The 20,906-nt window shown below is 67.9% G+C and carries 20 protein-coding genes and 1 riboswitch; of the genes, 13 read left to right on the top strand and 7 right to left on the bottom strand.

Annotation, left to right across the window (positions count from 1 at the left end):
- Positions 1-16 precede the first annotated feature (16 nt).
- Positions 17-2,776 carry a zinc-dependent metalloprotease gene (locus FHS28_RS07595; protein ID WP_184294358.1) on the top strand — a complete coding sequence of 920 codons (2,760 nt, stop codon included), beginning with the start codon at positions 17-19 and terminating at the stop codon, positions 2,774-2,776.
- A gap of 97 nt (positions 2,777-2,873) precedes the next feature.
- Here FHS28_RS07595 and FHS28_RS07590 read toward each other — a convergent pair whose 3' ends face one another.
- The 7 genes from FHS28_RS07590 to FHS28_RS07560 are packed head-to-tail and all read right to left on the bottom strand — an operon-like array spanning position 2,874 to position 9,297.
- Entirely contained in the window at positions 2,874-4,970 is a 2,097-nt protein-coding gene (locus FHS28_RS07590; protein ID WP_088450014.1) for a flagellar biosynthesis protein FlhA, read from the bottom strand.
- Positions 4,967-6,172 (bottom strand): EscU/YscU/HrcU family type III secretion system export apparatus switch protein, encoded by a 1,206-nt coding sequence (locus FHS28_RS07585; protein WP_088450013.1) that lies wholly within the window; start codon positions 6,170-6,172, stop codon positions 4,967-4,969. The genes FHS28_RS07590 and FHS28_RS07585 overlap by 4 nt, the downstream gene beginning before the upstream one ends.
- Positions 6,165-6,956 (bottom strand): flagellar biosynthetic protein FliR, encoded by a 792-nt coding sequence (locus tag FHS28_RS07580; protein ID WP_310736757.1) that lies wholly within the window; start codon positions 6,954-6,956, stop codon positions 6,165-6,167. Before FHS28_RS07580 ends, FHS28_RS07585 begins: the two co-directional genes overlap by 8 nt.
- A gap of 21 nt (positions 6,957-6,977) precedes the next feature.
- Positions 6,978-7,250, bottom strand: coding sequence for a flagellar biosynthesis protein FliQ (gene fliQ, locus FHS28_RS07575; protein ID WP_088450012.1), 273 nt, complete (start codon positions 7,248-7,250; stop codon positions 6,978-6,980).
- Positions 7,251-7,265: 15 nt separating this feature from the next.
- Positions 7,266-8,039: a flagellar type III secretion system pore protein FliP gene (fliP, locus tag FHS28_RS07570; protein ID WP_088450011.1), complete on the bottom strand. Its 774-nt coding sequence runs from the start codon at positions 8,037-8,039 to the stop codon at positions 7,266-7,268.
- Between the two features lies 1 nt (position 8,040).
- Positions 8,041-8,382: a FliM/FliN family flagellar motor switch protein gene (locus tag FHS28_RS07565; protein ID WP_221193807.1), complete on the bottom strand. Its 342-nt coding sequence runs from the start codon at positions 8,380-8,382 to the stop codon at positions 8,041-8,043.
- 3 nt (positions 8,383-8,385) lie between these two features.
- A complete protein-coding gene (locus FHS28_RS07560; RefSeq protein WP_184294356.1) occupies positions 8,386-9,297 on the bottom strand; it encodes a FliM/FliN family flagellar motor switch protein in 912 nt (303 codons plus the stop codon).
- A gap of 384 nt (positions 9,298-9,681) precedes the next feature.
- Positions 9,682-9,785: riboswitch (cyclic di-GMP riboswitch) on the top strand.
- Positions 9,786-10,359: 574 nt separating this feature from the next.
- Between FHS28_RS07560 and fliE the strand changes: the two genes are divergently transcribed.
- The 12 genes from fliE (at position 10,360) to FHS28_RS07500 (ending at position 20,905) form a co-directional block, all read left to right on the top strand.
- Positions 10,360-10,653 carry a flagellar hook-basal body complex protein FliE gene (gene fliE / locus FHS28_RS07555; RefSeq protein WP_088450642.1) on the top strand — a complete coding sequence of 98 codons (294 nt, stop codon included), beginning with the start codon at positions 10,360-10,362 and terminating at the stop codon, positions 10,651-10,653.
- 82 nt (positions 10,654-10,735) lie between these two features.
- On the top strand, positions 10,736-12,502 hold the full coding sequence (fliF, locus tag FHS28_RS07550; RefSeq protein WP_088450640.1) for a flagellar basal-body MS-ring/collar protein FliF: 1,767 nt from the start codon (positions 10,736-10,738) through the stop codon (positions 12,500-12,502).
- Positions 12,486-13,523, top strand: a complete 1,038-nt coding sequence (locus FHS28_RS07545; protein ID WP_088450009.1) for a FliG C-terminal domain-containing protein — start codon at positions 12,486-12,488, stop codon at positions 13,521-13,523. Before fliF ends, FHS28_RS07545 begins: the two co-directional genes overlap by 17 nt.
- Positions 13,520-14,275, top strand: coding sequence for a flagellar assembly protein FliH (gene fliH, locus FHS28_RS07540; protein WP_088450008.1), 756 nt, complete (start codon positions 13,520-13,522; stop codon positions 14,273-14,275). Before FHS28_RS07545 ends, fliH begins: the two co-directional genes overlap by 4 nt.
- Positions 14,272-15,612 carry a flagellar protein export ATPase FliI gene (fliI, locus tag FHS28_RS07535; RefSeq protein WP_088450007.1) on the top strand — a complete coding sequence of 447 codons (1,341 nt, stop codon included), beginning with the start codon at positions 14,272-14,274 and terminating at the stop codon, positions 15,610-15,612. Before fliH ends, fliI begins: the two co-directional genes overlap by 4 nt.
- A complete protein-coding gene (locus tag FHS28_RS07530) occupies positions 15,609-16,118 on the top strand; it encodes a hypothetical protein (RefSeq protein ID WP_088450006.1) in 510 nt (169 codons plus the stop codon). Before fliI ends, FHS28_RS07530 begins: the two co-directional genes overlap by 4 nt.
- 65 nt (positions 16,119-16,183) lie before the next feature.
- Positions 16,184-17,551 (top strand): flagellar filament capping protein FliD, encoded by a 1,368-nt coding sequence (fliD, locus tag FHS28_RS07525; protein ID WP_088450005.1) that lies wholly within the window; start codon positions 16,184-16,186, stop codon positions 17,549-17,551.
- A complete protein-coding gene (gene fliS / locus FHS28_RS07520; protein WP_058936018.1) occupies positions 17,548-17,934 on the top strand; it encodes a flagellar export chaperone FliS in 387 nt (128 codons plus the stop codon). Before fliD ends, fliS begins: the two co-directional genes overlap by 4 nt.
- Positions 17,935-17,945: 11 nt before the next feature.
- Positions 17,946-18,293 carry a flagellar protein FliT gene (gene fliT, locus FHS28_RS07515; RefSeq protein ID WP_088450004.1) on the top strand — a complete coding sequence of 116 codons (348 nt, stop codon included), beginning with the start codon at positions 17,946-17,948 and terminating at the stop codon, positions 18,291-18,293.
- Complete coding sequence (locus tag FHS28_RS07510; protein ID WP_088450003.1) at positions 18,290-19,705, top strand: flagellar hook-length control protein FliK; 1,416 nt, start codon at positions 18,290-18,292, stop codon at positions 19,703-19,705. Before fliT ends, FHS28_RS07510 begins: the two co-directional genes overlap by 4 nt.
- Entirely contained in the window at positions 19,702-20,178 is a 477-nt protein-coding gene (locus FHS28_RS07505) for a flagellar basal body protein (protein ID WP_088450002.1), read from the top strand. The genes FHS28_RS07510 and FHS28_RS07505 overlap by 4 nt, the downstream gene beginning before the upstream one ends.
- Before the next feature lie 13 nt (positions 20,179-20,191).
- On the top strand, positions 20,192-20,905 hold the full coding sequence (locus FHS28_RS07500; RefSeq protein WP_088450001.1) for a FliA/WhiG family RNA polymerase sigma factor: 714 nt from the start codon (positions 20,192-20,194) through the stop codon (positions 20,903-20,905).
- Position 20,906 lies beyond the last annotated feature (1 nt).

Here is a 20,906-nt window from a genome sequence, read left to right as displayed (position 1 = left end):
TTTCCCTGAGGGATCGATGAAACGACAGTTCGGACTCACCATGGTGTCGGTGGCGCTGCTGAGCGCCTGTGCCAGCACCGGCCCCGGCGGCCCCAAAGGCGCCGGCAGCCCCTCGGCCGCAGCGTCGGCCGCCAGCGCGGCCTCGGCCGCTTCAGCCCCCCGCGGCGTGGTCCCGCTGTCCCGGGTGCCGCTGGTCACCACGCCAGGTGCGCCCGGTGCCGCCGCCAGCGGCCCCACCATGCCGGACCCGTCCGAACCCAAGCCCTATGACAAGGTCATCACCGGCGACGCCAAGACGCAGGAGGGCCTGTTCAAGGTCCACAGCGTCAAGACCCGGCTGTATTTCGAGATCCCCAAGGCGCTGCTCGACCAGCCGCTCCTGATGGTCGCCAATGCCACCCAGGTGCCCGCCGGCGTGGAACACGTCGGCCGCGCCCTGAACGAGGATGTGATCCGCTTCGTCCTGAAGAACAACCGCATCTACCTGCAGCAGATCTCCCAGGCCTACATCACCGACCCCTCCAAGCCCAATGCCGACGCGGTGCAGCGCTCCCAGCGCGATCCCATCCTCGCCAGCTTCCCGGTGGAAGCGCTCGGCAAGGACGGCGCCCCGGTCATCGAGGTCAGCCGCCTGTTCCTGAGCGAGGTCGGCGACTTCAGCGCCCGCACCATGCTGCGCGGCAGCGGCCCCGACCCCAGCCGCAGCTACATCGATCAGACCAAGGCCTTCCCGGGCAGCGTGCGCGTCGATGCAGTGCAGACCTATCAGATCGGCGCCATGCCGGTCATCATTCCCGGCATGCCGGTGATGCCGCCCGCTTCGCCCTCGCGCGCGGGCAGCGTGAACATCGCCTACAACATCGTGAAGTTGCCGGAAAAGCCGATGCAACCGCGCTTCATGGATGACCGGGTGGGCTTCTTCAGCGTCTCCCGCGTCGACTTCGGCGCCAGTGGCCAGGACCTCAAGCGGGACCGCATGATCACCCGTTGGCGCCTGGAAAAGAAGGACCCCGACGCACCTCTGAGCGAGCCGGTCAAGCCCATCGTCTGGTACATCGACAGCGCCACGCCGGAAGCGCTGGTGCCCTATGTGAAGAAGGGCGTGGAAGCCTGGAACAAGGCGTTTGAAGCCGCCGGATTCAAGAATGCCGTCCAGGCGCGCAGCTTCCCCACCAAGGAAGAAGATCCGGAGTTCGACGCCGAAGACGTGCGCTACAGCATCATCCGCTGGGTGCCGTCCCCCGTGCCGAACGCCTACGGCCCGCATCTGAGCGACCCGCGCAGTGGTGAGATCCTCAATGCCAATGTCGTGATGTTCCACAACATCCTGCAACTGCAGCGGGACTGGTACGTCACCCAGGCCGGCGCTGCCGACCCGCGCGCCCGTCAGCTGCCGCTGCCCGACGACCTGATGGGCGAGCTGGTGACCTTTGTCGTGAGCCACGAGGTGGGCCATGCATTGGGCTTCCCGCACAACATGAAGTCGAGCTCCCTCTACGCGGTGGAAAAGCTGCGGGATCCGCAGTGGCTGCGCACCATGGGCCATGTGCCCTCGCTGATGGACTATGCGCGCTTCAACTACCTGGTGCAGCCGGAGGACAAGGTCGATCCCGCGCTGCTGATCCCGGGTATCGGCCCCTATGACGTCTTCGCCACCCGCTGGGGCTACACGCCGATTCCTTCGGCCAAGACGCCGGACGAGGAAGTCCCGACGCTGAACGCCTGGGCGCGTGAGCAGGACAGCAAACCCTGGCTGCGCTTCTCGGCGCCCAAGGCCGACGGCGGTGATGCGGGCGAGAACGTCGAAGCCATCGGGGATGCGGACCCGATCACCGCCACCACCTGGGGCATCCAGAACCTCAAGCGCATCGTGCGTCAGCTGCCGGCGATGACTGGCCGCGACGGCCAGGAAGACCGCACGCTGGAGCAGCTCTACCGGACGCTCGCCGGCCAGTGGGGCCGCGAGATCAGCCATGTGATCGGCCTGGTGGGCGGCTACCGCTTGCAGAACAAGCACAACGACCAGCCGGGCGCAGTGGCGGAAGCCGTGCCGCGCGCGCAGCAGTCCCGGGCGGTGAAGCTGCTCAACGAGCAATTGCTGGCGACCCCGCAATGGTTGCTCGAGCCGACGGTGACCGAGCGTCTGCGCACCTGGGAGCCCAACATGATGCTGCAGGTCTACCAGCGCTCGCTGCTGCGCTACCTGCTCGATCCGAGCCGCACGCGCCGGATGCAGGATCAGACGGCCCTGCTGGGCGACAAGGCCTACGGCGTAGACACGATGCTGCACGACCTGCGGCAGGGCATCTTCACCGAGCTGGCCAGCAACGCCCGGGTGACACCCATCCGCCGCAATCTGCAACGCGGTTACCTGGAACTGTTGGCGGAGCGGGTCAATGCGCCGGGCGCGGCCGTGGACGACAGCAAGCTGTTGATGCGGGACGAGATGAAGGTGCTGCGCCAGCAGATGCAGGCCGCAGCCGCCAAGGCGCCGGATGCGGTGCAGCGCGCCCACTGGGCCGGTCTGGCCGATTACGCCGTCCGGGTGCTGGATCCGCGCACGGCGGGTGGCGGCATGATGCTCTTCGGCGGGTTCTCATGGAACGGCGCGCAAGGGCAGGATCTGTGCTGGGGCGATGAACACTCGATGTTCGATCAGCTCGTGGCGCAGGAGTTCGATCGCGCGCAGGCGCAGGGCGACCGAGCCCAGGGGCTGGGGGACCCCGCGCGGATACCCGGGCTGAAGAGCGAGGCCACCAGCGGCGTGCGCCCGTGACCGGATGCCGATGATTGGGGGCTTTGACACGGAGCACCCGTGATCGAGCCTCCAGGGTCGAACATCTGTCCTGATGCTTCGGTGGTGCGGCCCAGGCTCAACCCAGCGTGCCCACCACCGCAATCTCTTTCTGGTCCGGCACCTCGTTGTAGGAGAGCACGGCCAGCCCCGGCGCAAACAGCCGCGCATACCGCGCCAGCAGCGGCCGCACCTGCGGCATTACCAGCAGCGCGGGCGCATTGCCCTGGGCCTTCATCTGGTCGCGTGCGCCCGGCATGTGCTGCTGCAACTGCGACAGCAACTGCGGATCCACCGGGAAGCTGTCCAGCTGCACCTTCGCGCCACCGGCCCGCGCCTGGTTGAGCGCATTCAGCAGATGGTTCTCCAGTTCGCTGCCCAGGTTGAACACCTTCAGCGCAGACAACGCCTGCTGTGGCCCCTGCAACTGCGACACGATCTGCCGCTTGAGGGCACAGCGCACCTCGGCCGCCAGCAGGATCGGATCCTTGGTCGCCTCGGCGTTCTCCACCAGCGTGGACGCAATCGTCTGGATGTCCTTCACGGACACGCCTTCGGTCAGCAGCAGCCGCATCACCTTCAGCAGCTGCGCGTGGGTGTAGGCCTTGTCCAGCGCCGCACCGAGCTTGGGCGCAATGGCATTGAGCCGTTCCATCAGCGCCGCCATGTCGTCAAAGCGAAGCAGCTCGGGCAGCTGCTCGCGAATCACCTTCGAGACGTGGGTGGCCACCACGCTGGGCACATCCACCACCTGATAGCCCAGGCCCAGCGCATGGGCCTTGTCGTCCGGCGTGATCCAGGTGACCGGCATGCCATAGGCCGGATCGAAGCCGGGGATGCCGTCCACATCGCCGTAGATCTGGCCGGAGGCAATCGCCATCAACCGGTCCGCATACAGCTCCGCCTGCGCCACCACGGCGCCGCTGAGCGAGATGGCATATTGGCTCGGTTTGAGGGAAAGGTCGTCGCGCACCTGCAGCGTCGGCAGCAACACGCCGAGCGTCTCGCTCAGCGACTGGCGCATGCCGCGCACCCGGGTCTGCAGCGGGGCGCCCTGCGCCGGATCGATCAGACCCACCAGCTTGTAGCCCAGGCTCACCGACACGGCTTCCACCACCGGCAGCGCCTGCCAGTCGATCTCCGGCGGCGCCCCCGCGACCAGCGAGGCGGCCACCGGCGTCGGGGGCTGCACCTTCTCCCGCGGCGCGCGGGACATTCGCCAGGCGGCATAGCCCAGCGCCACTGCGAAGGCGCTGAAGGCCATCCAGGGCATGCCCGGGATCAGCGCCAGCACCATCATCACGCCGGCGGCGCTGTAGAGCACCTGCGGCGAGGCCAGCATCTGTTCGCTGACCTGCGTCTCCAACTGGCCCGAATCGCTGACCCGGGTGACGATGATGGCCGCTGCCGCCGACAGCAGCAGCGCCGGGATCTGCGCCACCAGACCGTCGCCGATGGTCAGGAGGCCGTACTGGCGAACGGCTTCGCTCAGGCTCAGGCCATGCATGAAGGCGCCGATGGCCACCCCGCCCACCATGTTGATCAGCAGGATGAGGATGGAGGCAATCGCATCGCCCCGCACGAACTTGCTGGCGCCGTCCATGGCGCCGTAGAAGTCCGCTTCGGTGCCCACCTCCTTGCGCCGCTTCTGCGCCTGCTCCTGGTTGATCAGACCGGCATTCAGGTCCGCGTCGATCGCCATCTGCTTGCCGGGCAGGGCGTCCAGGGTGAAGCGGGCGGAGACCTCGGAGATGCGCTCTGCCCCCTTGGTCACCACGATGAAGTTCACCACCATCAGGATGACGAACACCACCAGACCGACAATGAAGTTCCCGCCGATCACCACATTGCCGAAGGACTCGATCACCTTGCCGGCGGCGTGGGTGCCTTCATGGCCGTGCAGCAGCACCACCCGGGTGGACGCCACGTTCAGCGACAGCCGCATCAGCGTGGTGGCCAGGATCACGCTGGGGAAGATGGAGAAGTCCAGCGGCCGCTTGCTGTTGACGCTGACCAGGATCACCACCAGCGCCAGCACGATGTTGAAGGTGAACAGGACGTCCAGCAGCACCGGCGGCAGCGGCAGCATGACCATCGCCAGGATGGCCAGCAGGAACAGCGGCGCGGCGACCCGGAGGTCGCGCAGGCGTTGGCTGAAGGTGGGGGAGGGGGTCATCGGCGGTCCTCGTATGGGCGCGGATCAGGATCGGTGTGCGGCGCCGAGGCGGGCGCCGGCTCTGGCGGGTCGGACAGGTGGGTGGGCACCGGCAGGTCGGGGGCCAGCCGGGGTTCGGTCTTGCGCTGGCCAGCGCGAAAAGCCTTGAGCTGCATCACATAGCTCAGCACCTGGGCCACGGCCTGGTAAAGCGCTGCCGGAATCTGCTGCTGCACCTGCGAGGTGTTGTAGAGCGCCCGGGCCAGCGGCGGCAGCTCCAGCTGCTGCACCTGGAAGTCCCGCGCGAGCTGACGGATGTAGAGCGCCATCTCGTCCACGCCCTTGGCCACCACATAGGGCGCTTCGGCCCGGCTGCTGTCGTAGCGCAGGGCCACGGCATAGTGCTGCGGGTTGATGATCACCACATCCGCCTCCGGCACGGCCTTGCGGATGCTGCGCCGGGCCAGTTGCTGCTGCAGCTGCCGGATGCGTTGGCGCACCTCGGGCCGGCCTTCGTTCTGCTTGTATTCGTCCTTCACTTCCTGCTTGGTCATGCGCTGCCCGCGCAGGAAGAAGAAGCGCTGCAAGGGCACATCCACCAGCGCGTACAAACCCAGCACCACCGCCAGCGTGAGCAGCGCGTCCATGGTGAGGTTCGCGGCTTGCAGCAGCGCCTGTGGGAGGGGCAGGGCCTGCAGGCGCACATAGTCCGGGGCCATGCGGGTGACCATCCAGATCAGCACACCCAGCACCCCCGCCGTCTTCAGCAGGGTGGCGCCCAGGTCGCTGTAGTGCTTGGTGCTGAACAGCCGGCCGATGTTGGACATCGGATTCATCCGTGACCACTGCGGCGCCCACAGCTGCGTCGCGAACGAAAGCCCCCCGCCGAGCTGCGTCGCGACGATGATGGCGACGGGCAGCGCCAGCAGGGGCAGCACCATCGAGCCCATCAGCCAGAGCGCTTCATGGGCGGTGTCGCCCCAGCGGGTGTCCAGCGCAGCCAGACCCGATTCGCTGTCCAGCGGGGCCAGCGTCAGCCGGAACAGCCGGCCGAAGTTCTCCAGATAGGTCGGTGCCAGCCACACCAGCAGCTTGAGCCCCAGGAGCAGGCCGACTGCCGCGCCCAGGTCCTTGCTGCGGGCCACCTGGCCCTGCTCACGCGCCTTGCGGAGCTTCTGCTCCGAAGGCTTTTCGGTCTTGTCACCGCTGCCGTGGTCAGCCATGGGCGACTCCGGGCGCGCGCATGCCCTGCTCGATCAATTGCAGCAGGTGCTGCGTCATGCGCAGATAGTGGGCCGGTACCGAGGCCAGCATCTGGGTCAGCATGAACAGTCCGAACAGCGTGACCAGCGAATAGCCCAGCGAGAAGAGGTTGAGCGCCGGGGCCACCCGGTTGAGGAAACCCATGCCAATCTGCACCACCAGCGTCGCCGCCACCACCGGCAGCGCCAGCAGCAGCGCGGCGGAAAACACCCAGGCCAGGTTGTAGACGAGGTTCTGCAGCGTCAGCATCGACAGCCCCGCGCCCACCGGCCAGGCGCTGAAGCTGGCGCCCAGTACGCCTGTGAACAGCAGATGGCCGTCCATGGCGAAGAAGGCCAGCACGCACAGCACGTTGAGCAGGGCGCCCACCACGTCCGACGAGCTGCCGTTGATCGGGTCATTCAGCACCGCCATCGCCAGGCCGAGCTGCGACGACAGCAAAAAGCCCAGCACCCCGATGACCGCCATGGCCAGATGGAAGGTGAACCCTAGCGCCAGGCCGAGCAGGGCCTGTTCGGCCGCCACCACGATGCCCTGCAGCGAAAAGGCCGACACCGCCACGGCCGTGGCTTGGGAGACCGGCAGCAGCACGACCGCCAGCACCAGCGACAGCAGCGCCCGCACCGACACCGGAATGCCCGCATCCCCGAGCGTGGGCACGGCGCTCAGCAGCGCCATCGTGCGGCAGAACGGCCACCACACGGCAGAAAGCCAGGCGATGAGGTGTCCGAAGTCGATCTCCACGGCGATGTGCTCCGGCAGGCGTCAGGCCACCCACTGGGCGGCCCGCTCGAACACCGACACGCAGAAGTCCATCAGCAGGCCCACCATCCAGCGGCCGGTCACGCCCACCACCAGCAGCGTCACCAGCAGGCGCGGGAGGAAGGCCAGGGTCTGTTCGTTGATCTGGGTGGCCGCCTGGAACAGCGCCACCACCAGGCCCGTCAGCAGGCCCGGCACGATGAGCACCAGCGTCAGCACCAGCGTGAGGTTGAGGCTTTCACCGATCAGGTCGATGGCCATGTCAGGCGTCATCATCCACTCCTTGGGGCCTCAGCCGCCCACGCCCCGCACGCTGGTCACCAGCGTGTTGACCGTCAGGGTCCAGCCATCCACCAGCACGAACAGCAGCAGCTTCAGCGGCAGCGAAATCACCAGCGGCGACAGCATCATCATGCCCATCGCCATCAACACCGACGAGACCACGAGGTCGATGACCAGGAAGGGAATGAACAGCATGCAGCCGATCTGGAACGCGGTCTTCAGCTCGGAGAGGGTGAAGGCAGCGAGCTTGACCGGAAAGCTGTGGTCTTCCGGGCGGGTCACGGCGCTTTCGCCGGAGAGCTGCGCAATCTGCGCCAGCGCGCTCTTGCTGGTCTGGGCCAGCATGAAGCGGGAGATCGGCGCCTCGGCCACCCGCAGGGCCTGACTCAGGGTGATCTTTTCGTCGTCGTAGGGCTTGAGGGCCTCGTCGTAGACCTGCACGCCAATCGGCCGCATCACCAGGATGGTGAGGATCAGCGCCACGCCGGTCACCAGCCGGTTGGGAAGGCCCTGCTGCAGACCCAGCGCCTGACGCAGCAGCGACAACACGATGACGAAGCGGGTGAAGCAGGTCATCATCAGCACCAGCACGGGCAGCAGCCCGAGCAGGGTCATGATGACCAGGACCTGCGTCTTCAGCGTGAATTCACCGCCACCTCCCGCAGCGTTGCCGCCGGCGATCTTGATCGTGGCGGCGCTGGCGGGATGGCAGGCGAGCCAGAGCACGAGGCTCAGCCCCGCACCGGCGACGGCCCGGACCTGACGGGCGGCGGCTGCGCGCATGTCAGCCCAGCGAGGACAGGTCCAGCCCGTCGATGTCCAGCACCCGCAGCGCATGGCTGTCGCCACTCACCACGACTTCAGCATGGCCAATGGCCGTCCCGTTGACCTTGATGATCAGCGGGGCGCCGGCCAGGGTGTCCAGCTCCACCACGCTGTCGCTGCGCAGTTGGGCCAGGTCATGCAGCGACAGGCGCGCCTCGCCGACTTCCAGCGTCAGCGTGACGGGGATCTTGCGCATCAGGGCCGGCAGATCCCGCGAGGGCGCACGCGCCTCCAGCACGGGGGCGTCTTCCACGGGCGGCTCATTCAGCAGACCGGCGATCAGGTCGGTATCACTCATCATCAATCACTCCAGGTCTTCAAAAGAGGTCAGGCACAACTTGCCGTGGTGCTCGGCAACGGCGGCACGCATCAGCGGCGAGCCTTCCACCAGCACGGTGGCATCTGCCAGATGGATGGGGATCAGCGCGCCCGGTGTCAGGTCCAGCAGGGCGCCCAGGGCCATCTCCTGCTCCAGCAGACGGGCCTGCAGCTTGAGCGTGAGGCGCCGGGACAGCGGCTGAACGGCCACTGCGGAGCGGGCGGGGCCCCGGTGCTGGGCCGCCAGGCGGCGCAGCAGCGGTGTGAGATAGGCGCCGTCCAGCACGACGCGCAGGGACATGTCCCGCTCCGGACGGGCATCGGCATCGCGCAGCAGCAGGGTGACTTCCCACGCATCGGTGCTGTTGGTGGGCAAGCCGCCGATCTGCAGCGGTGGCAGTTCAGCGGCAGGAGCCTCGTCGAGGTCCGCGCCACTGGATGCCGCGCTGGCCAGTTCCTGCAGCGTCAGCTGGCAGCCCTGACGGGCCAGGGCCTGCAGCAGACGCTCCTCGGTGGCCGTCATCGGCAAGGTGCTCAACTCTGCAGACGGCTGCTCCGGCTGGCCGCCGGCCAAGCCCAGCCGACGGGCCATCAATCCGTTGACCAGGGCCCGGTCGATGCGGCAGGCCACCAAGCCGCTCGGGCCCATGGCGTGCAGCCAGCGGCCGGCGTCCGGATCCATCAGCGCCTCGGCTTCGCGAGCGGCGCGGTCCAGCGGTTGCAGGCTGACTTCACGCAGGTCGTAATGGGCGTGATAGCGCCGGTTCCAGGGGAGGCACAGCTGACGGTGCAGCGTTTCGCGGAGGCGGACGGCCACGCGCGGCAGCAGATGCACCGGACGGCCAAGGCTGCGCGTATCAAGCGCGGCTGGCCGGGGAGAAAGGGCAGGGCTGGTCATGGGCGATCCGAGGTGAATCAATAAAGGCTTGAAGCCATAACCTCTTCATTCTAGGAATCGAGGTCGGGTTTTGCAGGCGCCAAGGATATTCGCAAATCCAGGGGCCGTTAAAAATTCATCATCCTTCTGCAAACACCTGATGTTCTTCCGCCTGATGGGAGGTATTCCAAATTTAAGTCAGCCTATTCCACGGTCGCCTACCCACGGCAACGGCAGGGTGTTAGCGTTTTCATATTTATCAATCCCGCCGCCGATTTGGGCGATTCGACTGAATATCGTGTCGCTGCGTGGTTGCCACATGTGAACTTCTTCACGTTCGCAAATACTGCTTTGCGGCGCCGCACAAGAAGTCCTTGTTGCGTACGGATGCAGCCACTACAGTCCGTCACATCAGGGCACACCCGAGCGAAAGCCGGGGTCGCAAAGCCTCCGGTCTACCGCCGGTCATCCCAGCAGGGGTGGCAGGTCACGATAGCGGGGTTGCCAGACCTGAGTCTGCGAGGCACGTGACGCGTGCTTCCAAGGCACATGCCTGCCAGGCCTCCACCCGAGGCCTGTTGTGACCTGCTTTTGGCGTTCGCCACGGTGAGCCCGTCTTGACACTTGATGTGACACAGGATGGTCAAGCCATGCAGCAGACAAGTACTTCCCTGTCTTTTTCAACGTCTCCCCCGACGAGGCGGATGCACATGCGTGCCGCTCGGCGCCATGCGCCGACCGCAAGCGTTCGCCGCGGTGAGGGGTGGTTGATGGTTCGAGTGCCGGCGTCCGGCCTCGGCTGCCGCATGGCCAGACCGCTGAGAATCATCGGCGCCACATTCTTCGACAGCTCTGTTTCAAATATGTCCAGAGTCATTGAATAGACATATTTGATCCCTGCGGGCCGGGTGAGGCGGCCTGCATCCAGACGATATCCCCTTCAGTTCGAAAATCATCCGGATATTCCGGAGGGTCGAACTCAGCCAAAAATCTGCGGTTCCTTGAATATGGAAACTGCCTGCATACATCCGGGAGCTTGATATGTCCGTGTCGGCGATTCAGTCATCTCTGGCCCAGACGGCCATGGATTCATTATTGAACCAGGACGCCGTACGCCTCCAAAATGATGCGCAGGCGCTCCTTGGTGGTGCGTCCCATAACCAAAACGGGATGGGCTTTGAGCAGTTGCTCCGCCGGGTGGACGACAAGGACCAGGCCGCCAGCGAGCGGATGGAAGCCGTCGAGCGCGGGGAGAGTGACGACCTGGTCGGCGCCATGCTGGCCAGCCAGGAGGCGAGCCTGTCCTTCTCGATGCTCATGCAGGTGCGCAACAAGGTGGTGGGCGCCGTGGACGAGCTGATCAAGCTGCAGCTCTGAACGCAGGACCGCCGCCATGAACGAACTGCAAACCGTGCCCTCCACCGCCGCGCCAGGCTGGCGCCAGCGGTTGGACGGCCTGATGAGTGGCCTGGGCAAGGCCGCTCCTGCCGCCGCCGCGGGGGCTGGTGCCGGCCTGCGTGGCGCGCTGCCGCTGCTGGCCCTGGCCGCCGTCGTCACCGCTCTGGTGCTGATGCTGCTGTGGCGTGACCAGGCCGGCTACAAGCCCGTCTTCGGTCATCAGGAGCGGGTACCGACCGCCGACGTGCTGGCGGTGCTGGATGCCGAGCACATTCCATATCGCCTGCATCCCGAGAGCGGGCAGGTGCTGGTGGCCGATTCGCAGCTCGGCAAGGCTCGCATGCTGCTGGCCGCCAAAGGGGTGGTCGCCAAGCTGCCGGCCGGTCTGGAACTGATGGACCGCAATGATCCGCTGGGCGTGAGCCAGTTCGTGCAGGACATCCGTTTCCGCCGCGGGCTCGAAGGCGAGCTGGCGCAAAGCATGATGGCGCTGGATGCGGTCGAAAGCGCCCGCGTGCACCTCTCCATCGCCCGCAGCAGTTCCTTCGTTCTCAACGACGGCCAGAAGAGTTCCGCCTCGGTGGTGGTGACCCTCAAGCCGGGCCGCACCCTCAGCCATGAGCAGATCGCCGCGGCCATCAACCTGGTGGCGGGCTCGGTGGCCAACCTCGAACCGTCGCGCGTCAGCCTGGTCGACCAGCAAGGCAGCCTGCTGTCGTCGCGGGTGGATCTGAGCGAAGGCTTTGACGGCACCGCGCAGGGCAATGAAGCGCAGAAGCGGGTGCAGGACGAGGTCCGCCGCAATGTGCATGAACTGCTGGCGCCGGTGCTGGGCGAGCAGAACTATCGGCTGAGCGTCACGGCCGAGGTCAACAACGACCGTGTCCAGGAAACGCGCGAGCAGTACGGGGACGCCCCAAAGGTGACCAACGAGGCCACCCGCGAAGAGCAGGACCGTGAGCGCATCGCCCTGGGCATCCCCGGCTCGCTGAGCAATCGTCCCGCTGCCGCGCTGGCCGCTGCCGCCGCATCGGCTTCGCAGGTCGGCCCGGACGACACCGCCGGCAATGGCAACAGCAACGTCGCCCGCAAGAACGCATCCACCCGCCAGTTCGCCTACGACCGCAGCATCACCCAGGTGCGAAAGAGCCGGGGGCGTCTGGAACGGCTGAGCGTGGCGGTGCTGCTCAACACGGCGGCGGCGCCGGGCGGTGCCAAGACCTGGTCGGCGGAAGACGTGGCCAAGGTCGAGCGTCTGCTGAACGACGGCCTGGGCATGGACAAGACCCGTGGCGACAAGCTGACCGTCTCGTCGCTCGCCTTCCCCGGCGCGCCGGTGGTGGAACCCTGGTACCAGCAGCGCGACACGCTGGTGGATGTCGGCGGCTGGGCGGCCTATGCGGTGGCCGCACTGCTGGGCTACCTGCTGATCGCCCGCCCGCTGCTGCGCATGGGCCAGCATGCGCTGGGCATGAGCCCGGCCAAGGCCCGCGCCGACCGCCGCAAGGCCGGCGCCGACGATCGCCGTGCCGAGCCCGGCCAGGGCCCGGACATCACGCCGCTGGAGCCGCTGGGCAGCAGCGCGCCCACGGCCGTGGCCGGTCTTGCTGGCGCTGCCGGCACCGACGCCCCGGCGCTGGGCCATACGCCGACCGCAGGCCGCAGCTCGCCGGTGATGCCGCTGCTGGAGAACTTTGAATTGCCGCCGCCGGGCTCTCCGGTGGATGTGCTGGTGGACCACCTGAAGGTGCTCTCGGCCAAGGAGCCGGAGCGGGTGGCGGAAGTCGTCAAGCAATGGGTGCAGAAGAAAAATGGCCGAAGCGAGTGATTTCATTCCGCCGGGCAGCGCTGCGTCGCTGAGCCCCGTCGAACGCGCCGCCATCGTGCTGCTGAGCATGGGCGAAGAGCCGGCGGCGGCCGTGCTGCGCTGCCTGTCGCGCGAGGAGCTGCTGGACGTGACCCAGGTCATGTCGCGCCTCTCCGGCATCAAGGTCGACTGGGTGAAGACCTCCTTGCAGGAGTTCTTCGACGACTACCGTGAGCAAAGCGGCGTGCATGGCGCCTCGCGCAGCTACCTCAAGCGCTCGCTGGACCTGGCGCTGGGCCAGCAGATTGCTTCCAGCGTGCTCAACAGCATCTACGGTGACGCCATCCGTCCCAAGATGCAGCGCCTGCAATGGGCCTCGCCGAAATGGCTGGCCGAGCAGATCAGCCAGGAGCATCAGCGCATGCAGGCGGTGTTCCTCGCCTTCCTGCCCAGCAGCCTGGCCAGTGAAGTCGTCGCGGCCCTGCCGGAGGGCACCAGCGCCAGCCGCGACCGGGTGCTGCTGCAGATGGCCCGCCTGTCGGAAGTGGATGCCGACCTGCTGGCCGAACTGGAAGAGCTGGTGGAGCGTTGCCTCGCCGGCCTGGGCCAGCAGGGCGCCACCGTCGAAGGCGTGAAGCAGGTCGCCGAAATCCTGAACCGCATGCCCGAGCAGCGCCAGCAGATGGTCGAGCTGCTGCGGGCGCATGACCCGGTCGTGGTCAGCGAAATCGAGACCAGCATGTACGAATTCTTCATGCTGTCCCGCCAGAGCGAGGCCACGCTCACCCGCCTCATCGAGGAAGTGCCGCTGGAGCTGTGGGCCGTGGCCCTCAAGGGCGCCGAGCCGGCGGTGCGCGATGCCATCCTGGCCGCCATGCCGCGCCGTCAGGCCCAGAGTTTCGAGGACCTGATGCGCCGCGGCGGCCCGATGCCGATGAGCCGTGTCGAGCAGGCCCGCAACGAGATCATGGCGCAGGTCAAGGCGCTGGTGGATGCCGGCGAGATCCAGGTGCAGCTGTTCGCGGAGGCGGTCGTCGAATGAAGACGCTGCGCCCGCACCGCTTTCCGCCGCTGGCCCAGATCGGCTCGCGGGGCTCGGACGCGCAGTCCGGCCTCAGCGGTGCCGAACTGCAGGCCAGCTTGGCCCAGGGCTTCCAGGAAGGACTGGCCCGCGGCTATGAAGAAGGGTATGCCAGCGGGTTGCAGAGCGGGCAGGAGCAGGCACGGTCCAGCGCCGAGATGGCGGGTCATGCCAAGGGACTGGCCGACGGCCGTGAAGATGCCAAGGCGCTGCTGGCCAGCCCCTTGGCAGCGGTCGACACGCTGCTGACGCATCTGTGCCAGCTGCAGAAGGACTATCAATCGGCGGTGCGCCGGGAGGTCGTCGAACTGGTGGAGCGCGTGTCTCGGCAGGTGATCCGCGCCGAGCTGACGCTGCGCCCGGCCCAGTTGCTGGCTTTGGTGGATGAGACCCTCTCGGCCATGTCGCCCACCCGTGAAGGTGTGGTGGTGTTCCTCAATCCGGAAGACCGCGATCGCTTGCTGGAGCTGGCACCGGAGCGTCTGCAGGGATGGACCCTGCATGCCGACGTCGCGCTGGAACCGGGCGAGTGCCGGGTGGTGGCCGGGGGCCGTGAAGCCGATGCCGGTTGCCGCCAGCGGCTTACCGCCGTGATGACGCAGGTGCGCGGCCAGTTGATGCCTGAAGGGGTGGAGGCGGGCGACGACGCTTCCGACACGCTGGACGCTGGCGACGCCGATCGGTCCTCGCTGCCGCTGGGGGACCGGTCATGATCAGCCATGCCCTGCGCCGCGTCGAACTCGGGGATGTGCCGGTGGCCACGCCGACCGGGCGCCTGATCGGCGCGTCCGGCCTGCTGCTGGAAGCCACGGGCTGCACCCTTCGCACCGGCCAGCGCTGCCTGATCGAGACCGCAGGCGATGCCCGCGCCGATGGCGCCGAGACGCCGCTGCGCGACTGGCTGGCCGCCCAGGTGGTTGGCTTCCGCGACCAGACTGCGTATCTCATGCCGTTCAAGAAGCCGGACGGCCTGGCCGCCGGCGCCCGTGTGCTGCCGGTGACCGAGCGCACGAATCTGATGATCGGCCCGCAGTGGCTGGGGCGCATCGTCAATGGGCTGGGCGAGCCAATCGATGGCCTGGGCCGTCTGGGAGGCGATCTGCCGCTCAACACCACACCGCCCAAGGTCAACCCGCTGCGCAAGCGCCCGGTGGACGAGCCGCTGGACGTGGGCGTGCGCGCCATCAACGGTCTGCTCACCTTGGGCCGGGGCCAACGGGTGGGGCTGATGGCCGGCTCCGGCGTCGGCAAGAGCGTCCTGCTGGGCCTGATCACCCGCAACACCGTCGCCGATGTGGTGGTGGTGGGGCTGATCGGTGAACGTGGGCGGGAAGTGCGCGAATTCATCGAGCTGTCGCTGGGCGAGGCTGGCCTGGCCCGTGCGGTGGTCGTTGTGGCGCCCGCGGATGAATCTCCGCTGATGCGCCTGCGGGCCACCGAGCTGTGCCACAGCATCGCCGCCCACTATCGCGATCAGGGCCAGCATGTGCTGCTGCTGATCGACTCGCTGACCCGCTATGCCATGGCCCGCCGGGAAGTGGCGCTGGCGCTGGGCGAGCCGCCGGCCACACGCGGCTATCCGCCATCCGTCTTCAGCCTGCTGCCGGAACTGGTGGAGAGTGCTGGCAATGGCGAAGGCAGCGGCAGCATGAGCGCCATCTACACCGTCCTCGCCGAAGGCGATGACCAGCAGGATCCGGTGGTGGACACCGCCCGCGCCATTCTGGACGGGCACATCGTGCTGTCCCGCGCACTGGCCGAGCGCGGCCATTACCCCGCCATCGATGTGGCGCAGTCGATCAGCCGCTGCATGTCGCTGGTGGCGGGCCGTCCGCAGCAGGAAGCCGCCCGACTCGTCAAGCAGCTGATGGCGCGTTTTGAGCAGGTGCGCGAGCTGATGCCGTTGGGCGCTTATGTGCCAGGCGCCGACCCCGGCACCGACCGGGCGGTCACCCTGTGGCCGCGCATTGAAGCCTTCCTGCACCAAGGCACGCATGAAGGCGCGCCGCTGGAGCAGACCGTCGCCCGTCTTCAGGAGTTGCTGGCATGAGCGGCACGCCCACCACCACCCAGCGCCAGTTGGGCCGACTGCTGGAGCTGCAGCAGCTTCAGCTGGACCGCCAGCAGGCGCAGCTCGTAGCGCAGCAGCAGCTGTGCCAGCGGGTGCAGGGCACCGTCCAGCGGCTCGAATCGCTCGGGGCCCATGCCAGTCTGGCGGGCAGCCAGTTGCCAGGGCTCGCCCAGAACAGCGCCGTCTACAAGCAGGCGATGCTGGCCTGGGCGGATCAGCAGCGCCAGGAACTGGTGCGCCGGCAGGCCGAGCTGGCCCAGGCCCAGGCGCAGGCGATGGAATCGGCCCGCCGTCAGGCTTCCCTGAAGCAGTTGCTGAGTCTGGCGGACGCCCGTGCGCAGGTGGATGCCCAGCGCCGGGAGCAGAAACGCGACGACGAGGTGGCCAGCCAGGCCGCTCAGGCCGGCGCCAGCACCAGCTTCGGCGGCCTCAGCGCGTTCGGTCCCACCGGCTTCGGCCCCACCCCCTGGGGGTCGAATGTTTAAGAGTTTGCCCCCGCCGGTCGCCTTGCACCAGGGAAGTCCCATCGACCCCCTTGGAGGTGCCTGACATGACGACCAGCTTCGACCCCACCACCATGGCCACCAACCTGGCCACCGCTTACACCCAGTCGGCCCAGAGCCTGATCACCGCGCAGTCCAAGGCGGCGCAGGCGACGACTACCGGCCTGACCAAACTGCAGAGCGCGCTGACGGCGTTCAACACGGCGCTGTCCGGCCTGTCGTCCAGCACCGGCAAGACGCTGACGCAATACAGCGCCACTGCGAGTGACGCCTCGGTGCTCAGCGCCACCGCCACCGGCAAGGCGCAGGCGACCAGCACGCCGCTGTTCGTCGAGCAGCTGGCCACCACCCATCAGGTCGCCTTCCAGGACCTGCCGGCCGTGCCTGCCGGACCGGGCAGCATGTCGGTGCAACTGGCCAATGGCAGCGGCTTCAATGTGGATCTGGCCAGCGCCGATTCCGATGGGGACGGCACGCTGTCGCAATCCGAGATCGCCCGCGCCATCAACACCGCCGCCAACGGCCAGGCCACCGCGATGGTGGTGACCGTCGGCGGCGCGACGCAGTTGCTGCTGACCTCCGGCGTCAGCGGTGCCGGCGGCAAGATCACGCTGGACACGACCGGCCTGAGCGGTCCGCTCAAGACCGCCCTGGACGACACCACCAAGCGGAAGGATCTGGTCGGCGCTCAGGATGCGGTGGTCTGGCTGGGGGCGCAGGGCAGTGGCGTGCGGCTGCAGCAGTCCACCAACACGCTGACCGCGATCGAAGGTGTCACCGTGACGCTCAAGAAGGCGCAGGCCAGCGGCGATGCGCCGACCACGCTCACCGTGTCGCGCGATGACAGCGCCACCGCGGGCAAGCTGCAGACGTTTGTCGATGCGTACAACACCCTGACCAAAACCCTGGGTGACCTGACCGCGGTGGGCAGCGGCACCACCACCACCGGGGCGTTCGCTTCCGACGCCGGTGTGCGCGCCCTGCGGGATCGCCTCTCCGGGCTGCTGCGCGCCGATTACGGCGGCTCCAACCTGCGCACCCTCGGCGTCAACATCGACCGTTACGGCCAGCTGAGCCTGGACAGCGCCAAGCTGACCAAGGCCCTGAGCGCCAAACCCACCGCCCTGGACGACGTGCTGGGCTCGGCGGCGCTCTCTGCGCCTTCCGGCCTGCTCGGTGCCTTCGACAAGGCGGTGGATGTGTGGACCGACAGCGGCACCGGCCAGATCAAGTCCCGCCAGGCCACCGTCACCGCCCAGCAAAAGAGCCTGACCGACCGCCAGACGCGGCTCGACAGCCAATACACCCAGGCCTACAACCGGTACCTCCAGCAGTTCACGGCATTGCAGAACCTGCAGTCGCAACTCTCGGGCACCGGCAGCCTGTTCGATTCCATCAGCGCTTCCGCCTCATGAGCTACGACGCCTACCAAAGCTATCAGGCTGTTCACCTGCATGCTCAAACTGCCCAAGCCTCCCCGCTCCAGCTGGTGCTGGTGCTGATGGACGGCCTGCTGGATGAACTCGCCCGCGCCCGCGCCCACATCGAAGCCCGGCGCTTTGAGCTGAAGGCCGCCAGCCTGGACAAGTGCGTCAGCATCATCAACGGCCTGTCCAGTGCGCTGGACCTGGAAGCCGGTGGTGAGGTGGTGCACAACCTGGCGCGCCTCTACGACTACTGCGCCGACCGCCTCTACCGGGCGGGCGTGGAGATGAATCCGGCGGTAGTGGATGAAGTCCAGCGGCTGCTGGGCCAGATCCGTGGCGGGTGGCAGGGCGTGATGGCCCGCCACGCATGAGGACACCGGCGATGCCCATCCCCATTCCCGTCCCCACCACACAGGCCGTGCCGGTGACCGGCCGCCTGGTGTCCCTGGCCGAACGCCTGCGGGAAGCCGCGGCTGCTGGCCACTGGGCGGCATTGGCCAGCATCGATGCGGAGCTGGCGCAGTTCCTGGGACGGCTGGACGGGCAGCGGCTGGACCTGACCGAGCGTCGGGCCCTGAAGCACCTGCAGGCGGTGCACCAGCAAGTGCGCAGCGACTGCGCCCATGAACTTGAGCATGTGCGCCAGACGCTGGCGCAGATGCAGCAACAGCGGGGCGGCTGGTCCGCCTATGCGGAAAGCCAGGACTGGGGCATGGAGACCAAGGCATGAGCACGATGACCCCTTTCATCAGCGCTGATCTGGCGCGCGGCACGTCGGCCCGCGACGGCCGTGTGGCCCGCGCCGCGCAGGCCAGCGACCGGGATCAGGCGTCCGATGCGACGAAGCCCGCGGACCGGACCGCCGACCCACGCCGCGGTTTCTCGGATGCGATGGCCGCCCAGCGCCGATCATCAACGAACGAGCGTGACAGCCAGGCGGTGAAGTCAGCCGATCACCTGCGGGACAGTCCGGCGAGCGAGCACGATGCGGACGCGGGCAACACCGAGCAGGCCGCTTCGGCTGGCACTGGGTTCGCGCGCGGGCAGGCTTCCAAAGCCGCCGCCGTCGCTGCCCCCCGCCCATCGCAAGGCGCGATGAATTCGGAGATGAGCGCGGGCGTCCATGCACAGATGGCGGCGCTGGCGGATCTCGCCGAGCTGGCTGCTCAGGCAGGCCTCGCCTCGCAAGACCCGGCGTCCGCCGCCTTGATGGCAGACAGCGCGCCGCTGACCCACGCTGATCAGCAGGGTGACGCTGCGGACGGCGCGTCGGACGGTGGCCTCGTCGCCCCCTGGCTGCTGCCGACCGTGCTGCCCACGGTCATGCCGCCCGTTCCCGCGCTGATGGCCGCCACGGCGCAGCTGCCGGGCGGCGACGTATCGGCGCCCGGAGCCGATGCCAATGCGACGCCTGCTGCCCAGGCCTCCATGGCCCCGGCGCTATCCGGCGCCGTGGCGGCCGATGCCGCGCAACTGATGAGCCTCAAGGCGCAATCCGCCAAGGACCTCAGCGCCGATGCCGCGCCTTCGGCGAGCGTTACTGCGACGGCCGATGCCTCGGCCTGGGCCGGCCTGCAACGCTGGACCGCCGCGCTGATCGACGCCTCCGGCACCGCGCTGTCCCCCGCCACGGCAAGGCCGGTCACCGACCACCTGCTGGCGATGCCCGATCAGCGCCAGGACTGGCCAAACAGCCTGATGCAGGCGCTGGGCGACCGGCTGCAGCTGCAGGCGGTGCAACGCAGCGAGCAGGCACGCCTGCACCTGATGCCGCCGCAACTCGGCCGCATCGAGATCGACATTCGCCAGCAGGGCGGTGCCCTGCAGGTGCAACTGAGCGCCACCCATGACGAGGTGCGTCAGCAGCTGCGCCAGATGGCCGAGCCGCTGCGCCACGACCTGGTGCAGCGCCACACCGGCGACGTCTCGGTGCAGGTGACCAGCGGCGCCCAGGCGTCGGCCGACGGCCGCGGCCGTGACGGCGCCGCCGGTGGTCAGGCCCAGGGGCAGGGCGGCCAGGCCGGACAGCGCGATGCGCAGCGTCAGCCCGGTCGCGCCCTGACCGAAGACGCACTCGCCCCTGGCGGGACGTTCGCCAGCTTGGCAGGCTTGGGTGAAGCGATGGGGAGCACCACGGAATGAAGACTAAAGCCAAGCTCATTGCGGTGATCGCTGGCGTGGCCCTGCTGGCCGCGAGCGGTGCCGGCGCGGCTGTGTGGTGGATGCAATCGCATCGCGCCGCTCCCGCTGGCGACGCCAAGGCCGAAGCGCCCAAGGAAGAGGTCAAGCCCGCGCCGGACTACAAGTACGTGACGCTGGACAAGGTGCTGGTGATGCTGCGCGGGCCCAACGGCTCGGCGGTGTCGCACTACATGGCGGTGGACATCGTCTTCAAGACGCTGCCCGAGCACGAGAAGCGCACCAAGGAACACCTGCCGCTGCTGCGCACCGTGACGGTGAAAGCCCTGTCGGTGCACACGGTGGAAAGCGCCACCGCGATGAGCGTCGAGGACTTCGCGCTGCTCCTGAACAAGGCCTACCAGGCCAACTACGCTGCCGAGCATCGCGAACCGCCGTTCGCGGAAGCGCTGATCGGCAAGCTGATCATCGAATAAGGCGGCACCCCCCATGCAACACGCCTACGCCGAATGGGGAGCCGTCGCTCACGCGGGCCTCAGCGCCGACCTCGAGCAGCGCGCGCTGCGCGAGTATGCGCCGCTGGTCAAGCGCGTGGTGCGGCAGCTCTCGGCGCAGGCCAGCGCGGTGATGGACCGCGAGGACATGGAGCAGATCGGCCTGATGGGCCTGCTGGAGGCGCTGCGCCGCTATGGCACGCCCGATGCAGGCTTTGGCAGCTTTGCGGCGCTGCGGGTGCGCGGCGCCATCCTGGATGAGCTGCGCCGTCAGGACTGGCGTCCCCGCACCGTCCGGCAGGACAGCCACAAACAGCGCGATGCGCTGCGGGCGCTCACCCGGGCGCTGGGCCGTGAGCCGACCGAGGCGGAGATCCTGCAGCACCTCAAGCTCAGCCCGCAGGCCTACCAGGACTTCCTGCAGGCGGAGGTGGCCGAAGAACTCGCCAGCTTCGACGAGCTGGTGGAAGACCTGGCTCAGCTGCCCAGCGAGCAGCGCAGCCCCGAGGCGCAGCTGATGGTGACGCGCTCCATCGCCCAGGCGCTGTCCGCGCTGAATGAGCGGGAGCAGAAGGTCATCCAGCTCTATTACGAATTCGATGCCAGTCTCAAGGAGATCGCCGCCGTGCTGGATCTCACCGAGGCCCGTGTGTCCCAGATCAACAAGGGTGCGCTCGCCAAGATGCGCGCCCATCTCCAGCGAGGCTGAT

The organism is Roseateles terrae, assembly GCF_014192155.1.
Taxonomy (GTDB): domain Bacteria; phylum Pseudomonadota; class Gammaproteobacteria; order Burkholderiales; family Burkholderiaceae_C; genus Roseateles; species Roseateles terrae.
Note: the sequence above shows the minus strand (reverse complement) of the source record. Positions and strands in the feature narration are given on the sequence as shown.

Coding starts and splice junctions, on each gene's coding strand:
- FHS28_RS07595 (WP_184294358.1), top strand. CDS start 17: ATGAAACGACAGTTCGGACTCACCATGGTGTCGGTGGCGCTGCTGAGC.
- FHS28_RS07590 (WP_088450014.1), bottom strand. CDS start 4,970: ATGACCCCCTCCCCCACCTTCAGCCAACGCCTGCGCGACCTCCGGGTC.
- FHS28_RS07585 (WP_088450013.1), bottom strand. CDS start 6,172: ATGGCTGACCACGGCAGCGGTGACAAGACCGAAAAGCCTTCGGAGCAG.
- fliQ (WP_088450012.1), bottom strand. CDS start 7,250: ATGATGACGCCTGACATGGCCATCGACCTGATCGGTGAAAGCCTCAAC.
- fliP (WP_088450011.1), bottom strand. CDS start 8,039: ATGCGCGCAGCCGCCGCCCGTCAGGTCCGGGCCGTCGCCGGTGCGGGG.
- FHS28_RS07565 (WP_221193807.1), bottom strand. CDS start 8,382: ATGATGAGTGATACCGACCTGATCGCCGGTCTGCTGAATGAGCCGCCC.
- FHS28_RS07560 (WP_184294356.1), bottom strand. CDS start 9,297: ATGACCAGCCCTGCCCTTTCTCCCCGGCCAGCCGCGCTTGATACGCGC.
- fliE (WP_088450642.1), top strand. CDS start 10,360: ATGGATTCATTATTGAACCAGGACGCCGTACGCCTCCAAAATGATGCG.
- fliF (WP_088450640.1), top strand. CDS start 10,736: ATGAGTGGCCTGGGCAAGGCCGCTCCTGCCGCCGCCGCGGGGGCTGGT.
- FHS28_RS07545 (WP_088450009.1), top strand. CDS start 12,486: ATGGCCGAAGCGAGTGATTTCATTCCGCCGGGCAGCGCTGCGTCGCTG.
- fliH (WP_088450008.1), top strand. CDS start 13,520: ATGAAGACGCTGCGCCCGCACCGCTTTCCGCCGCTGGCCCAGATCGGC.
- fliI (WP_088450007.1), top strand. CDS start 14,272: ATGATCAGCCATGCCCTGCGCCGCGTCGAACTCGGGGATGTGCCGGTG.
- FHS28_RS07530 (WP_088450006.1), top strand. CDS start 15,609: ATGAGCGGCACGCCCACCACCACCCAGCGCCAGTTGGGCCGACTGCTG.
- fliD (WP_088450005.1), top strand. CDS start 16,184: ATGACGACCAGCTTCGACCCCACCACCATGGCCACCAACCTGGCCACC.
- fliS (WP_058936018.1), top strand. CDS start 17,548: ATGAGCTACGACGCCTACCAAAGCTATCAGGCTGTTCACCTGCATGCT.
- fliT (WP_088450004.1), top strand. CDS start 17,946: ATGCCCATCCCCATTCCCGTCCCCACCACACAGGCCGTGCCGGTGACC.
- FHS28_RS07510 (WP_088450003.1), top strand. CDS start 18,290: ATGAGCACGATGACCCCTTTCATCAGCGCTGATCTGGCGCGCGGCACG.
- FHS28_RS07505 (WP_088450002.1), top strand. CDS start 19,702: ATGAAGACTAAAGCCAAGCTCATTGCGGTGATCGCTGGCGTGGCCCTG.
- FHS28_RS07500 (WP_088450001.1), top strand. CDS start 20,192: ATGCAACACGCCTACGCCGAATGGGGAGCCGTCGCTCACGCGGGCCTC.